The organism is Deinococcota bacterium, assembly GCA_030858465.1.
Classification (GTDB): domain Bacteria; phylum Deinococcota; class Deinococci; order Deinococcales; family Trueperaceae; genus JALZLY01.
The window spans coordinates 1-13,494 of sequence record JALZLY010000336.1 but is presented as its reverse complement, the minus strand read 5'-3'; the positions used below and the strand labels follow the sequence as shown (position 1 = coordinate 13,494).

At 68.0% G+C, this 13,494-nt stretch carries 13 protein-coding genes; 5 read left to right on the top strand and 8 right to left on the bottom strand.

Translation table 11 applies throughout. The features are described 5' to 3' along the window. From M3498_16615 to M3498_16595, 5 genes are all read left to right on the top strand, one after another. Nucleotides 1-705: NFACT RNA binding domain-containing protein (locus M3498_16615; GenBank protein ID MDQ3460893.1), on the top strand; the 705-nt coding region annotated here is incomplete at its 5' end. A gap of 87 nt (nt 706-792) precedes the next feature. Then, nucleotides 793-1,980: an MFS transporter gene (locus M3498_16610; GenBank protein MDQ3460892.1), complete on the top strand. Its 1,188-nt coding sequence runs from the start codon at nt 793-795 to the stop codon at nt 1,978-1,980. A gap of 105 nt (nt 1,981-2,085) precedes the next feature. Beyond that, nucleotides 2,086-2,541, top strand: coding sequence for a DUF1440 domain-containing protein (locus M3498_16605; protein ID MDQ3460891.1), 456 nt, complete (start codon nt 2,086-2,088; stop codon nt 2,539-2,541). Between the two features lie 44 nt (nt 2,542-2,585). Further along, on the top strand, nt 2,586-3,578 hold the full coding sequence (locus M3498_16600; protein ID MDQ3460890.1) for a tRNA-dihydrouridine synthase family protein: 993 nt from the start codon (nt 2,586-2,588) through the stop codon (nt 3,576-3,578). A gap of 33 nt (nt 3,579-3,611) precedes the next feature. Further along, nucleotides 3,612-4,817, top strand: coding sequence for an ATP-grasp domain-containing protein (locus tag M3498_16595; protein MDQ3460889.1), 1,206 nt, complete (start codon nt 3,612-3,614; stop codon nt 4,815-4,817). A 34-nt stretch (nt 4,818-4,851) separates the two neighbouring features. Here M3498_16595 and M3498_16590 read toward each other — a convergent pair whose 3' ends face one another. From M3498_16590 to M3498_16555, 8 genes are all read right to left on the bottom strand, one after another. Beyond that, nucleotides 4,852-5,208 carry a hypothetical protein gene (locus tag M3498_16590; protein ID MDQ3460888.1) on the bottom strand — a complete coding sequence of 119 codons (357 nt, stop codon included), beginning with the start codon at nt 5,206-5,208 and terminating at the stop codon, nt 4,852-4,854. Nucleotides 5,209-5,328: 120 nt separating this feature from the next. Beyond that, a complete protein-coding gene (locus tag M3498_16585) occupies nt 5,329-6,096 on the bottom strand; it encodes an ABC transporter ATP-binding protein (GenBank protein ID MDQ3460887.1) in 768 nt (255 codons plus the stop codon). Between the two features lie 4 nt (nt 6,097-6,100). Next, nucleotides 6,101-8,200 (bottom strand): prolyl oligopeptidase family serine peptidase, encoded by a 2,100-nt coding sequence (locus M3498_16580; GenBank protein MDQ3460886.1) that lies wholly within the window; start codon nt 8,198-8,200, stop codon nt 6,101-6,103. 47 nt (nt 8,201-8,247) lie between these two features. Beyond that, nucleotides 8,248-9,027: an ABC transporter ATP-binding protein gene (locus M3498_16575; GenBank protein ID MDQ3460885.1), complete on the bottom strand. Its 780-nt coding sequence runs from the start codon at nt 9,025-9,027 to the stop codon at nt 8,248-8,250. Between the two features lie 34 nt (nt 9,028-9,061). Beyond that, entirely contained in the window at nt 9,062-10,234 is a 1,173-nt protein-coding gene (locus tag M3498_16570) for an ABC transporter substrate-binding protein (protein MDQ3460884.1), read from the bottom strand. Between the two features lie 86 nt (nt 10,235-10,320). Beyond that, the gene (locus M3498_16565; GenBank protein MDQ3460883.1) at nt 10,321-11,196 is read right to left on the bottom strand and encodes a branched-chain amino acid ABC transporter permease; all 876 of its coding nucleotides are present in this window, start codon (nt 11,194-11,196) and stop codon (nt 10,321-10,323) included. Beyond that, complete coding sequence (locus M3498_16560; protein MDQ3460882.1) at nt 11,196-12,173, bottom strand: branched-chain amino acid ABC transporter permease; 978 nt, start codon at nt 12,171-12,173, stop codon at nt 11,196-11,198. The genes M3498_16565 and M3498_16560 overlap by 1 nt, the downstream gene beginning before the upstream one ends. 9 nt (nt 12,174-12,182) lie before the next feature. Next, nucleotides 12,183-13,494: AMP-dependent synthetase/ligase (locus M3498_16555; GenBank protein ID MDQ3460881.1), on the bottom strand; the 1,312-nt coding region annotated here is incomplete at its 5' end.

Sequence of the window (13,494 nt, the reverse complement as noted above, 5' to 3'; positions counted from 1 at the left end):
GACCTGCTCATGGCCTACGCTAACAGAGTGCCGGGTGGCGCCGAGACGGTCAGCCTGACGGACTTTGAGGGCCAGGAGGTCACGCTCGCGCTCGACCCCAAGCTCTCCGCGGTGCAAAACGCCCAGGCCCTCTACCGCAAGGCCAAGCGCCGCGAGGCTGCTCTCGAGCGGGCGCTGGCCGAGGCGCCGCGGCTCGAGAGCGAGCTGGCCGAGCTGCAAGAGAGACTGGCCGAGCTGCCGCTGCTGACGCCTAAAGAGTTGGGGGCGCTGGCCGAACGCCACCTCCCCAAGGCGAAGGGCCAGCCCCGCCGCAGGCTCGGCGTCCGCTACACCAGCCCGCATGGCTTTCTCGTCCTGGTCGGGCGCAACGCTCGTGAGAACGACCTGCTGACGATGAAGACGGCCAAGAGCCTCGACCTGTGGCTGCACGTCCAGGGCTACCACGGCTCGCACGTCATCGTGCAGACGAACGGCAGCGAGCTGCCCTTCGAGACGGTGCTGTTTGCGGCGGAACTGGCGGCGGCCTTTTCGCAGGCCGCCGACTCCAGCAATGTGGCGGTGGACTATACCCTCAGAAAACACCTCTGGAAGCCCAAGGGCGCGGCACTGGGCGCGGTCCACTACAGCCGGCAGAAGACGGTCTACGTCACGCCCGACAAGCACAAGGGGCACGGTGAGGCGGAACTCGCCGCCGAGCCCGGCTGAGGGCTTGCCGAAGAGGCCGCGCGGAGGGTCACGGAGGGTAATGCAGCCTTTGGCGGCGGGGCGCGCCGCGGCGTTAGACTAGCCGCTATGGCCGTCACCACTACGCGCCGCACCGTCCTCGCCGGGACCAGCCTCACCGCCTTCTTGACCCTCACCCACACCACCAACGACGCCTTCTCGAGCATGCTCTCGGCGCTCTTGCCGACCCTGCAGGCGCGCTTCGGCGTCACCGAGACGGTCCTGGCGGTCCTGGTGGCGACGCTGGCCTTCTCCTCGTCGGTGACGCAGCCGCTCTTCGGCGCCCTGTCCGACCGCCTCGGGCGCCGTCTGGTGGCCAGTTTGGGCGTCATCGTCTCCTCGAGCCTGCTCAGCCTGATGGGCGTGGTGCCGTCGGTCTATCTTCTCTTCGCGCTGCTCTTCGTCGGCGGCCTCGGCTCGGCGGCCTTTCACCCGGCCTCCACGAGCATGGCCAGGAACGCCGGCGGCGAGAGAAACAAGGCGCTCACGGTGGCGATCTTCAGCGGCGGCGGTACCCTCGGCATCGCCTTGGGGCCGGTGGTGACGCTCTTTATCGTGTCGAACTACGGCCTCGGCTACCTGCCCTGGCTGATGCTGCCCGGTCTGGTCTTGGGCGTCATGATGTACCTGCTCATCCCGCCGCAGCCGCGCGCGGCGCCGGGCAAGCAGCCCAAGCTCCTCGACATAGCCCTCTTCCGGGGTCCGGTCGGCATCCTCTGCTTGGCCGGCATCTTGCGCAGCATGTCGTTCGTGACCTTCACCTCGGCCATGCCGCTGTGGCTGGTCAGCTCCTACGGCGTTGCTCGAGACGCGCCCTTCATCGGCTTCACGCTCGCCGCCTTCAGCATCGGCGCGGGCCTGGGCGGGATTCTGTCGGGTATGCTCGGCAACCGTCTGGGCCGGCAGCTGCTGATCAGCGGCACCATGCTCTTAGCGATCCCGGCGGTCGCCAGCATCTTTGTGATGCCGCCCGGCACGGCTCCTTTCTTTCTCGCGGTGTTCGTGGCGGGGGCGCTCGTCAACGGCGGCCTGCCGCTCATGATCGTGAGCGCCCAGGACCTGGCACCGCACGCCATGGCCACCGCCTCGGGCATGCTCATGGGCTTTACCTGGGGCACGGCGGGCGTGCTCTACATCGGCATCGGCCGGCTCCAGGAGGTGATCGGCCTGGGCGCGGCCATGAGCGTCGGCTTTCTCACCATGCTGCCCGCCGCGCTCTTGTCCTTCTACGTCTTGCGCAAGTACGACCTCAAATAAGCCTGAACAACCCTGGTCAGCGTGGGGTGTTAAGACCCCTGTTTAAGACCCCTGTTTAAGACCCCCGTTATGGCCTAGAGCCTAGGCTGGCTGAGGAGGTGAACTGTGGAAAGACTTCTGAAGGGCGCCCTGGCCGGGCTGCTGGCGACCGTGCCCATGACCTTGGCGATGACCGCCATGCACCGGGCCCTGCCGGAGCACGAGCAGTACCCGCTGCCGCCCAAGCGCATCGCCATGAAGCTGGCCGACGAGGTCGGCATCAAAGACGACTTGGACGAGGGCGAGCGCAACGCCCTGACCATGGTCGCGCACTTCGACTACGGCGCCACTGTGGGCGCCCTCTACGGCCTCGCCGAGCGCTCGCTGCCGGGCTCGCCCGCGGTGAAGGGCGTAGGCTTCGGCCTGGCGGTGTGGACGGTGAGCTACCTGGGGCTCCTGCCCGCCGCCGGCATCCTGCGGTCGGCGACCGAGCAGCCGCCGCGCCGAAACGCGCTGATGATCGCGGCGCACCTGGTCTGGGGCGCGAGCCTGGGTCTCGGCTATGAGAGGTTGCGGCGCTAGGAGGCGCCGGCCTGCGGCGCGCTAGGCTGTGCTAGCCTGAGCGGATGAAGAGCTTCTACCAGCGGCGTCTCGCCGAGGGCCGCGCCGTCTTGGCGCCGATGGCCGGCTACACCGACGCGCCCTTTCGCAAGCTCTGCCGCGACTTTGGCAGCGCCTGGGCGGTGACCGAGATGGTCAGCGCTCGTGCGCTCGTCAGCGGCGACCTGCGCGGTATCGAGATCGGCGAGCCCTACCGCGGCGAGCCCGAGCTGGTCATCCAGGTCTTTGGCGGCGAGCCCGAGGTCGTCGCCGCGGGCGGCTTTATCCTTTGGGACAAGTACCGGCCCGACGCGCTCGATGTCAACATGGGCTGCCCGGTCAAAAAGGTGACCGGCAAGAGCTGCGGCGCCAAGCTCATGCAAGACCCGGCTCGAGCCGCCGAGATCGTGAGGCAACTCTGCGCGGCCGTACCCGTACCGGTGAGCGCCAAGATGCGTCTCGGCTTCGACCGCGTCAACGCCGCGGAAGTGGCCAAAGGGCTCGAGGAGGCGGGCGCGGCGGCGCTCGCGGTGCACGGCCGCACCGCCGCGCAAAAGTACGGCGGCGAGGCCGACTGGGAAAGGGTCGCCGAGGTCGCCGCGGCGGTAAGGATACCGGTGATCGGCTCGGGTGACGTGACCAGCCGCGCGCAGTTCGAACGCTACCTAAGTTGGGGCCTGGGCGTCATGGTGGGCCGCGGCAGCCTGGGGCGGCCGTGGATCTTTGCCGAGCTGCGCGGCGAGAGGCCGCCCGGCATGGCTGAGGTCGCCCGCCTGGCCTACCGCCACTGCGCCATGAGCTGCTCCTGGGCGCGCGGCGACGGCGAACGCCGCGCCATGACCGCGATGCGCGGCCAGCTCCTCAAGTACTTTGCGCCCTTCGAGACGTTTGCGCGGATGCGCCCCGACCTCGCCGGGGTCGAGACGCTTGAAGCGCTGCGGCTGCTGGTAAAGACCCACCTGGGCCTCGACCCGGCCGAGGGTTTGGCCGAGCCCGCGCTGAAGCTCCGGGCCGCCTAGGGGTAGAATGCGCCAAACGACCTGGAGGGCGCCATGAACGAGCCGCGACCGACGACGATCCTCTGTGTGGCCAGCTATGAAAAGGGTGCCGACTTTTTGCGCGCCTGCAAGGCCCAAGGCTGCCGCGTCCTGTTCCTGACCGCCGAGAGCCTGCGCGGGGCCGACTGGCCCTGGGAGAGCATCGACGAGGTCTTCTACATGCCCGACCTCACCAGCCGCCACGACGTCCTAAACGGCGTGTCTTACCTGGCGCGCGGCGAGGAGATCGCGCGCATCGTGCCCTTGGACGAGTTCGACCACGAGATGGCGGCCCTCTTGCGCGAGCATCTGCGTTTGCCGGGCACCGGCGAGAGCGCGGTGCGCTTCGTGCGCGACAAGCTGGCGATGCGCCTGCGCGCCGCCGAGGCCGGGGTGGCGGTGCCCGACTTCAGCCCGCTCTTTCCCTACGACCGCGTGCGCGCCTTTATGGACAGGGTGCCGCCGCCCTGGGTGCTCAAACCCCGTACCGAGGCCTCGGCGATCGGCATCCGCAAGCACCACGCCGCCGAGGAGGTATGGCGCTCGCTCGACGAGCTCGGCGACAAGCAGTCGCACTTTCTCCTGGAGCGCTTCGTGCCGGGGAGCGTCTGTCACGTCGATGCGGTCGTCCAAGACGGTGAGCTCGTCTTTGCCGAAGCGCACCGCTACACCAGCCCGCCCTTCGAGGTGATGCACGGCGGCGGCCTCTTTTGCAGCCGGACGCTCCCCCGTGAGGGCGAGGAAGCGCGTTCCCTCACGGGGCTCGCGCGCGAGGTGGCGGCGGCGCTCGGGCTCAAAAACGGTGTCTGCCACGCCGAATTCATCCAGGGCCAAGACGGCCGCCTTTACTTTCTCGAGCTGGCCGCGCGCGTAGGCGGCGCGCACATCGCCGACATGGTCGAGGCGGCGACCGGCGTCAACTTGTGGGCCGAGTGGGCCAAGCTCGAGGTGGCCGCGGCGCGCGGTGAACGCTACTTGCCGCCGAGCCCGCGCCAGGACTACGCGGGCGTGCTGATTTCGCTCGCCAAACAGGAGTGGCCCGATCTGAGCGCGTATCACGAGCCCGAGATCGTCTGGCGCATAAACAAGCGCCACCACGCCGGCTTGATCGTGGCCGCCGAGCAGCCCGAGCGGGTCAGGGAACTCCTGGACGGCTACATGCGCCGCTTCTACGACGATTTCCACACTTCGATGCCCGCGCCCGAAAAGGCAACGCACTAGAGGCCAACCGAGCGGCGGAACGCTCCGCGCGCGTCTACAGGCGTTCGCTCGCTCCAATCTCTGGATCATCCGTAGGACAGCTGAGTTCGACCGTGTGGCCCATCGGATCGTAGACGGGATAGCTCCAATAACCAAGCCACTTTGGGCTGTCATAGAACGAAGCCACCCCCTCGTCCTTCATCTTCATCCACGCTTCCTTGAACGCCTTCGGCTCGAGCTCGACCGACCAACTGATTGCGGGTACGGTGCCACCATGCCATCCGGGTTGCTTGGCCCAACCGCCGGGGCTGGGTAGCGCTTGATCCGTCCGGAACACGGTGAACTGGAGGCGATCACAGCGGTAGGCGACCGCCTCGTTTTCGTCGAAGAACGATTCTTCGAGCTGGAGCAAACTGGTATAAAAGTGGCGAACTGCGGCTAGGTCGTTGCAGTAAAGGTACAAAAAACGGACACTTGCGCACACCATGACGCCTCCATAATCTGGGGTGAAAGGACGGCCTTGGGCAAACCTTCAATTCCAGCGCCGCCTCCGCCGACCTGCGTAGACGCGCCCGCGCTGCACGGTGTGCGTGCCGAGGTAGAGCTCTTGGACGTTGCCGTCGGCCCTCAGCGCTTCGGCGCTGCCCTCTAGAACGATGCGGCCGGCCTCGAGCACGTAGCCGTAGTCGGCGATGGCCAGCGCCTGGTGGGCGTTTTGCTCGACGAGCAAGATGCCGGTGCCGCCGTCGTTGATGCTTCTGATCACCCCGAAGATCTCCTCGACTAACATGGGCGCCAGGCCCAGGCTGGGCTCGTCGAGCATGAGCAGCCTGGGCCGGCTCATCAGCGCCCGGCCGAGGGCGAGCATCTGCTGCTCGCCGCCCGACATGGTGCCGGCGGGCTGGCGCTTGCGCTCCTCGAGCCGCGGGAACATCGCATAGATGCGCCCCAGGTCGCCGTTCACCTCCTTGCCCCGCGGGCGGTGGTAGGCGCCCAGCATGAGGTTGTCGAGCACGGTCAGCCCGGCGAAGATGCCCCGGCCCTCGATGACGTAGGCGAGCCCTGCCCGCGCGGTCCTCTCGGCGTCCTGCCGGCTCACCTCGCGGCCCAGGAAGAGGACGCTGCCCTTGCGCGGCTCGTCGTCGATGAGCCCCATGATGGTCCTCAGCAGCGTGCTCTTGCCCGCGCCGTTGGAGCCGAGCACCGCCACGCAGCGCCCCGCCTCGACTCTGAGCGAGACGCCCTTCAAGACCAGGACCTGCTTGAAGTAGCCGCTCTCGACGTTCCTCAGCTCGAGCATCCCGTCAGCTCCCGGTTTCGCCCAGGGCGAGGAGCAGGAAGGCGAGAATGTCCGCCTGCTCCTCGATGATGAGCCTGGTCGGCTTGCCCAGACCGTGGCCGGCCTTGGTCTGGACGCGGATCAGGACCGGCGCGTCACCGGCCTGGGCGGCCTGCAGGGCGGCGGCGAACTTGTAGGAGTGGGCGGGCACCACCCGGTCGTCGAAGTCGGCGGTGGTGATGAAGGTGGCGGGGTAGCGGGTGCCGGGCTTCAGGTTGTGGAGGGGCGAGTAGGCGCGCAGGACCCTAAAGCCCGCGGGATCGTCGGCCGAGCTGTACTCGGGCACCCAGGCCCAGCCGATGGTGAACTGGTGAAAGCGCAGCATGTCCATCACCCCGACCGCGGGCAAGGCGGCGCCGAAGAGCTCGGGGCGCTGGGTCATGCAGGCGCCCACCAGCAGCCCGCCGTTGGAGCCGCCCTGGACGGCGAGCTTCTCAGGCGCGGTGAGGCCCTCATCCATGAGCCACTGTGCGCAGGCGATGAAGTCGTCGAAGACGTTCTGCTTCTTCTCGAGCATGCCCGCCTGGTGCCAGCTCTCGCCGTACTCGCCACCGCCGCGCAGGTTGGCGACCGCCAGGACCCCGCCGCGCTCGAGCCAGACCAGGCGGCTGACGGCGAAGCTCGGGGTCAAGGAGATATTGAAGCCGCCGTAGCCGTAGAGCAGGGTGGGGAGCAGGGTGGGGTTGCGCCCGTCCGGCAGGTCCTTGCGGTGGACTAAAAACATGGGCACCCTGGTGCCGTCCTTGCTGGTGGCGAAGACCTGGCGGGTGGTGTAGGGGCTAGGGTCGAAAGCCAGCGCGGGCTCTGCCAGCGTGCGCGTCTCGCCCGTCCTGACATTGAAGAGGTAGGGCGTGGTCGGCTGGAGAAAGGAGGTGAAGTCGAAGGTGGCCTCCTCCTCGTCCGGCTCGCCGTGCAGGCTGGTGACCGAGCCCAGCGCGGGCAGGGCGACCTCGCCTTTGGGCTCGCCCTCCAGGCTAAAGCGCCGCAGGCGGTGGCTGGCGTGGTGGAGGTAGAGGGCGATGAGCTCGCCGCCCACGATCATCGCGCCTTGGAGCACGTCCTCGCCTTCGGGAACGACCGTCCGCCAGCCCTCCTTGTCGGGCCGCGCCAGGTCCACCGCCACCAAGCGGCCCTTGGGCGCGCCCAGGTCGGTGCGGAGGTAGAAGGTGCCGCCGACGTTCCCCGCGAAGCTATACGAGGCCTCGAAGTCGCTGACCAGCTCGCTGAAGCCGTCCGCCCCCGAGTCGCCCTCCCGGAGGTCCCGGTAGAAGAGCAGGTTCCTGGTGTCGGTGCCGCGCCAGACGCTGAGGACGAGGTAGCGCCCGTCGTGGCTGACGGTGGGCTCAAAGCCCCACTCCTTCTCGTCGGGGCGCTCGTAGACGAGTTCGTCCTCCTCCTGCGCCGTCTCCAGCCGGTGGCAGAAGAGCTTCTGGTAGTAGTTGGCGCCGGTGTAGGCCTGGTCCGCCTTTGGCGCGTCGTAGCGGGCGTAGAAGAAGCCCGAGCCGTCCGGCAGCCAGGCCGCCCCCGAGAACTTGCTCCAGAAGAGCGTGTCGCCGAGCCGCTGGCCGCTCGAGACCTCGAGCACCCCCCAAGTCTGCCAGTCCGAGCCCGACTCGGAAAGGGCGTAAGCGAGGTGGCTGCCGTCCCTGCTCGGCGCCAGTGCCCAGGGGTTCAAGGCGACCGTGCCGTCCGCAGACAGCGCGTTCGGGTCGATGAGCACCCGGCCGGGGTCGTCCGGTCCGTCCAGCGCATAGAGCACGTCCTGGTTCTGCAAGCCGCTGTTGCGGAACCCAAACCAGCGCCCGCCCTTCTTGAAGGGGGCCAGGGCCTTGGGATAGTCCCACAGCTCGCTCAGGCGGGCGCGTAGCGCGTCGCGCTCGGCGACGCCCCCAAGCACCTCCTCGGTCAGCCTGTTCTGGGCCTCGAGCCAGCTCCGGGTGTGGGGGGCGGCGGGGTCCTCGAGCGGGCGGTAAGGGTCCGCCACGAGGGTGCCGTGGTAGTCGTCCACCCTCTCGGCGGTCGGGGCCGGGGGATAGTGCAACCGCTTTGCCTTGGCTTGGGTCATAGGGCTAAGCATGGCCGATGGGCCGGGTACTGTCAACGCCAAAACCGCTAAGCGAGTTGCGCCTCGCCCAGATAGGCGCGCATCACGTCGGGGTGCCTCTGGACGTCTTGCGGCGTGCCGTCGGCGATCTTGCGGCCATAGTCTAAGACCACCACCCGCTGGGCGAGCCGGCTCACCACCCTGAGGTCGTGCTCGACCACCAGCAGGGCGAGGTCCAGCTCGCGCTGCAGGCGCAAGAGGCGAGCCATCATCTCGTCCTTCTCCTCGGCGGTCATCCCGGCGGTGGGCTCGTCTAAGAGCAGGAGCTTGGGCTCGGCGGCGAGCGCCCTCGCCACCTCGATGAGCTTTTGCGTGCCGTAGGGCAGGGTGCCGACGCGGCGCAGGCGGTAGGCCTGGAGGTCTAAAAGCTCTAAGATCTCCTCGGCCTTACGGCGCTGCCTGACCTCGTCGCGCCGCCAGCCGGGGGTGCTGAACAGCGCGCCCAGGAGGCTGCTCCGCACGTGCAGGTGACGGCCCAGCAGCAGATTGTCCAAGCAGCTCAGGTTGCCGAAGAGCTCGATGTTCTGAAAGCTTCTGGCGACGCCCAACTTGGCGATCTGCGGCGGCTGCAGCCGTGCGATGCGCTGTCCCTGCCAGCGCAGCTCGCCCTCCTGCGGCCGGTAGAGGCCCGAGATGCAGTTGAAGACGCTCGTTTTGCCCGCGCCGTTGGGGCCGATGAGCGCGACGACCTCGCCGCGGCCGACGCTGAAGCCGACGCCGGAGAGCGCCAGCACGCCGCCGAAGCGGAGGGTGACGTCCACGAGCTCGAGGAGAGCGGGGGAGGACACGCCTAGAGGAGGAGCCGTTTCTCCAAAGGGCTCTTTAGAACTCGAGCCACTCCGAGACCGGCCGCAGGCCCTGCGGCGTCATCTGCAACAAGAAGATGGCGTTGTTGCCCTGGGCGCGGTCCCTGAAGCTGAGGTTGTAAAAGAGCCCCTCGTCGTAACCGTCCAGGTTCCGCATGGCCTCCAAAAAGCTCTCGCGCGTGAGCTCGGGGCCGGCGGCCTGAAGGGCCTCCACCAGCGGCTCGGCAAAGGCGATGCCGGCCAGCGAGCGGAAGGGGTCGGCGGCGATCTGCGGCGCGTAGGCGACGACCACCTCATTGAAGAGCCGGTCGGCGACGGGATCGCCCTCGCCTTCGCCCAAGATGACCGAGGGCAGGCGCAAGAAGGTCGAAAAGAGCGCGCCCTGCATGCCGGGGTTGGCGAGCAGGCTGGGGTCGATGAGCGTCGTGGTGGCGAGGATCTGTGGCCGGTAGTCGAGCCGGCCCATCTCGGTCAAGAGCGCGGCGGCGGCCGAGGGGTCGCTGTACATGAGCACCGCGTCGGCGCCCGAGCCGCTCAGGCGCAAGGCCTGGACGGCCATGTTGGTCGAGCCGCGCTCATAGGAGATGCGGTCGCCCACGGTCACGTTGGCGCCCGCCTCGCGCAGCCTCTCGACCTCCTCCTCGAGCCCGCGCAGCCCCTCGCGGCCGTAGTCGTCGTTCTGGTAGAAGACCGCGATGTTCTCTACGCCCAGCTCCTCGGCGGCGTAGCGGGTCAAGAGCGCCGACTCGACCACGTAGTTGGTGAAGGTGGGAAAGACCAGGCCCTCGCTGCGCTCGGCGAACACCACCGAGCCCGAGGCCGGGCTCACCCAGGGCACGCCGGCCCGCAAGATGAGCGGCAGGACGGCCAGGCCGTTGGCGGTGCCGACCCCGCCGACGAAGGCGAAGACGTTCTCGCGGTCGATCATCTCGCGCACGGCGGCGTTGGTGCGGGCGGGGTCGTAGCCGTCGTCGCGCGACACCAGCCGGAGCTCTCTGCCGTGGACGCCGCCCTGGGCGTTGACGTAGTCGAAATAGGCCTCGATGGCGGTCGTCACCGTGCCCCAGGCGGCGGCCGGACCCGACTGCGGCCCCCAGTTGCCGATGACGATGCTGCTGTCGCTGACGCCCTCTTGCGCCTGACCAAAGGCCAGAGCCAAGCCGATTAGAACAGCCAACCAGGTTTTCATGCTCGTCCTTTCGCGGCGCTCGCGCGCCCTTTATGCTTACCTTAGACCCCTCCAGCATACCCGAAGTCGGCCGGCTAGGCAATGGCTTACACCCGGCGCACCTCGGCCCGGCCCAGGAGGCCGTCGGGCCTGAAGACCAGGACTAAGATGACCACCAAAAAGGCGAACGACGCCTTGAACTCGAGCGAGACATAGCGCCCCACCAGCAGCTCGGTGACGCCCAGGACGTAGCCGCCCAGCACCGCGCCGGGCAGCGAGTTCATGCCGCCCAGGACGGCGGCCACGAAGCCCTTGGCGAGCGGGTCGAGCATCATGGCGGGGTTCAAGAGCGCGGTCGGCGCAAACAGCAAGCCCGCCGCCGCCGCCAGCGCCGCGGCCACGCCCCAGGTCGCCATCACCACCCGCCTGACCGGGATGCCCAGCGTCTGCGCCACGTCCTGCCGCTGCGCCACCGCCCGCATCGCCAGGCCCAGCTTGGTGAAGTTGAGCAGCGCCCACAGCCCGCTCATGAGCGCGAGGCCCAAACCGGCGGTAAAGAGCGCCAGCAGGCTCACGCGCACCCCGGCCACGCGGACGATGCTGTCCGCGACGAGCGGCGGCATCGCCTTGTTGTCGGTGCCGAAGACGAGCGCGCTAAAGCCGTTCAGGGCCAGGGCCAGACCGAGCGTCAAGATGAGCTGGCCCAGGGCGCTCTGGTTCTTGGCGGGCTTGACGAGCAGGAGGTAGACCGCCGCGCCGATGAGGAAGGCCGCAGCGAGCGTCAGGAGGAAGACGAGCCCGTAGGAGAGGCTCGAGGTGTTGAGGAGCGCGAAGGCCAGAAAGGTCGCTAAGACCGCCATGTCGCCGTGGGCGAAGTTGAGCACCTTGGTGGTGCGGTAAAGGAGCACCAGTCCGAGCGCCACCATCGCGTAGATGCTGCCGACGGAAAGGCCGCTGACGAGGGCTTGGAGAAAGGTTTCCATCACATCGGCCAGCTTTTCCAGTAGCGCTGGATCTTGAGCCAGCGCCCGTAGATGCCCAGGGGCTCCAAGACCATGATGACGATGACCACCGCGCCGTAGATGAGCTGCGACCAGTTCTGCGCGGCCGACAGCCTGAACTCGAGCCCGGTGATGAAGGCCGCGCCGAGGACGGCGCCCGGCAGGAAGCCGAGGCCACCGACGACGATCATCAACAGGAACTTGACCGACAGGAGCAGGTTGAAGGACTCGGGCGTGACGTACTGGGCGAGTTGACCGTAGAGGCTGCCCGCCAGGGCGGTGAGCGCGGCCGAGAGGACGAAGGCGAGGATCTTGTAATAGCTCAGGCTGACGCCGCTCGTCTGCGCGGCCAGTTCGGCGTCGCGCACCGCCACGAAGGCGCGGCCGATGTGCGAGCGCACCAGGTTGAAGCTCAGCCACAGCGAGAGGGCGAAGACGGCCAGGACGAAGTAGTAGAAGGTGGCGTCGTTCCAGAAGCTCAGCCCGGCGAGCCGCGGCCGCTCGACGAAGAGGCCCGAAGAGGCCCCCACCAAGGCCCAGTTGTTGAGAAGCTGCTGGATGGCCAGGCCGAAGCCCAAGGTGGCGATCGCCAGGTAGGGCCCGTGGAGCCGGAGCGCGGGCACGCCGATGAGCAGGCCGAGCGCGGCGCCGACGAGGAGCGACAGGGGCAGGCTGAACACGACCGGCCAGCCCAGCAGCGTGACCAGGCCCGCCGTGTAGGCGCCCGCCGCGAAAAAGCCCGCGTGGCCCAAGGAGACCTGGCCGGTGTAGCCGACCAGGAGACAGAGCGCCAGCGCCACCAGGCTGTAGACCATAAAGAGGGTGACGTTGTAGACGAGGTAGTTTTGGGCGACGAGCGGCAACAGCAGGAACGCCGCCGCCACGGCCAAAGAGGCCAGCCAGGCCTGGAGGCTGCCGATGTGGCGCAGGTCTTCTTCGTAGCGCTGGCGGAAGAGCATGCTAGCCGTTCACCGGTAGAGCGAGGCGATGAGGTCGCCGTACTTCTCGACGATGCTGGCCCGCCTTACTTTCAAGGTCGCCGTCACCTCGCCGTCCTCGTGGTAGAGGCGCTTGGGCAGGACGGCAAAGCGCTTGATGGTCTCGGCGCTCGCCACCGCCCTGTTGACGCGGTTCACCTCGCCCTCCAAGAGCCCGTAGATCTCGGGGTTGGCGGCGAGGTCGCGGTAGGTGGTAAAGGGAATCTTCTGGTTCTGGGCCCACTTGCTGACGCTGTCCTCGTCCAAAACGAGCAGCGCGACGAGGTACTTGCGCCCGTCGCCGACGACCACCGCGTCGCCTATGTAGAGCGACGACTTGAGCTTGTTCTCGAGCATCTGCGGCGCGATGTTCTTGCCGCCCGCGGTGATGATCAGGTCCTTTTTGCGGTCGGTGATCAGCAGCTGGCCGTCCTCGTCGAAGGAGCCGATGTCGCCCGAGTGGAGCCAGCCGCCTTGCAGGGCTTCGGCGCTGGCCTCGGGGTTCTTGTAGTAGCCCGCAAACACGCCCGGGCTCCTCACCAGGATCTCGCCGTCCTCGGCCAGCCTCACCTCGACGCCGGGAAAGGGCTCGCCGACGGTGCCCAGCTTGACCCGCCGCTGGTGGATTGAGGTGAGGCCGCAGTTCTCGGTCATGCCGTAGCCCTCGCGGATGTCGATGCCGACGGCGCGAAAGTAAGCGAGCACCTCGGGCGAGATGGGCGCCGCCCCGGAGATCGCCAACCTGACCCGGTCGAGGCCGAGGCGGTCCTTCAAGAGGCGCAGGACGGCGAGGCGGGCGAGCCCAGCCTGCACCCCCCCCTGCCGCCGGGCCGCCCGCAGCGAGAGGCGGTAGGCCAGCCGCTTCACGGCGTCACCGTCTTGCATGTGCAGCTCGATCAGCGAGTAGAGCTTTTCCCAGATGCGCGGCACCGCGAAAAAGACCGTCGGCCTGATCTCGCGCAGGTTCTCCAAGATGGTCTCCAGGTTCTCGGTAAAGCTGACGGTATAGCCAAAGCGCAGGGGCGCCACCACCGAGATGAGCCGCTCGACGATGTGCGAGAGCGGCAAGAAGGACAAGAACTCGTCACGCTCAAAGATGGGGTTGGCGGCGACCAGGGCCTCGCAGGCCCAGAGCAGGTTGGCGTGGCTGAGCATCACGCCCTTGGGCAGGCTGGTGGTGCCGGAGGTGTAGATAAGGAGGGCGGTGTCGTCCGCTTGAATGGCTGCCAGCCTGGCGTCGACCAGCTTGCCATCGGCCTCATCGAGCCGCCGCCCCTCGTCCAAGGCCTGGGCCCAGGTCAGG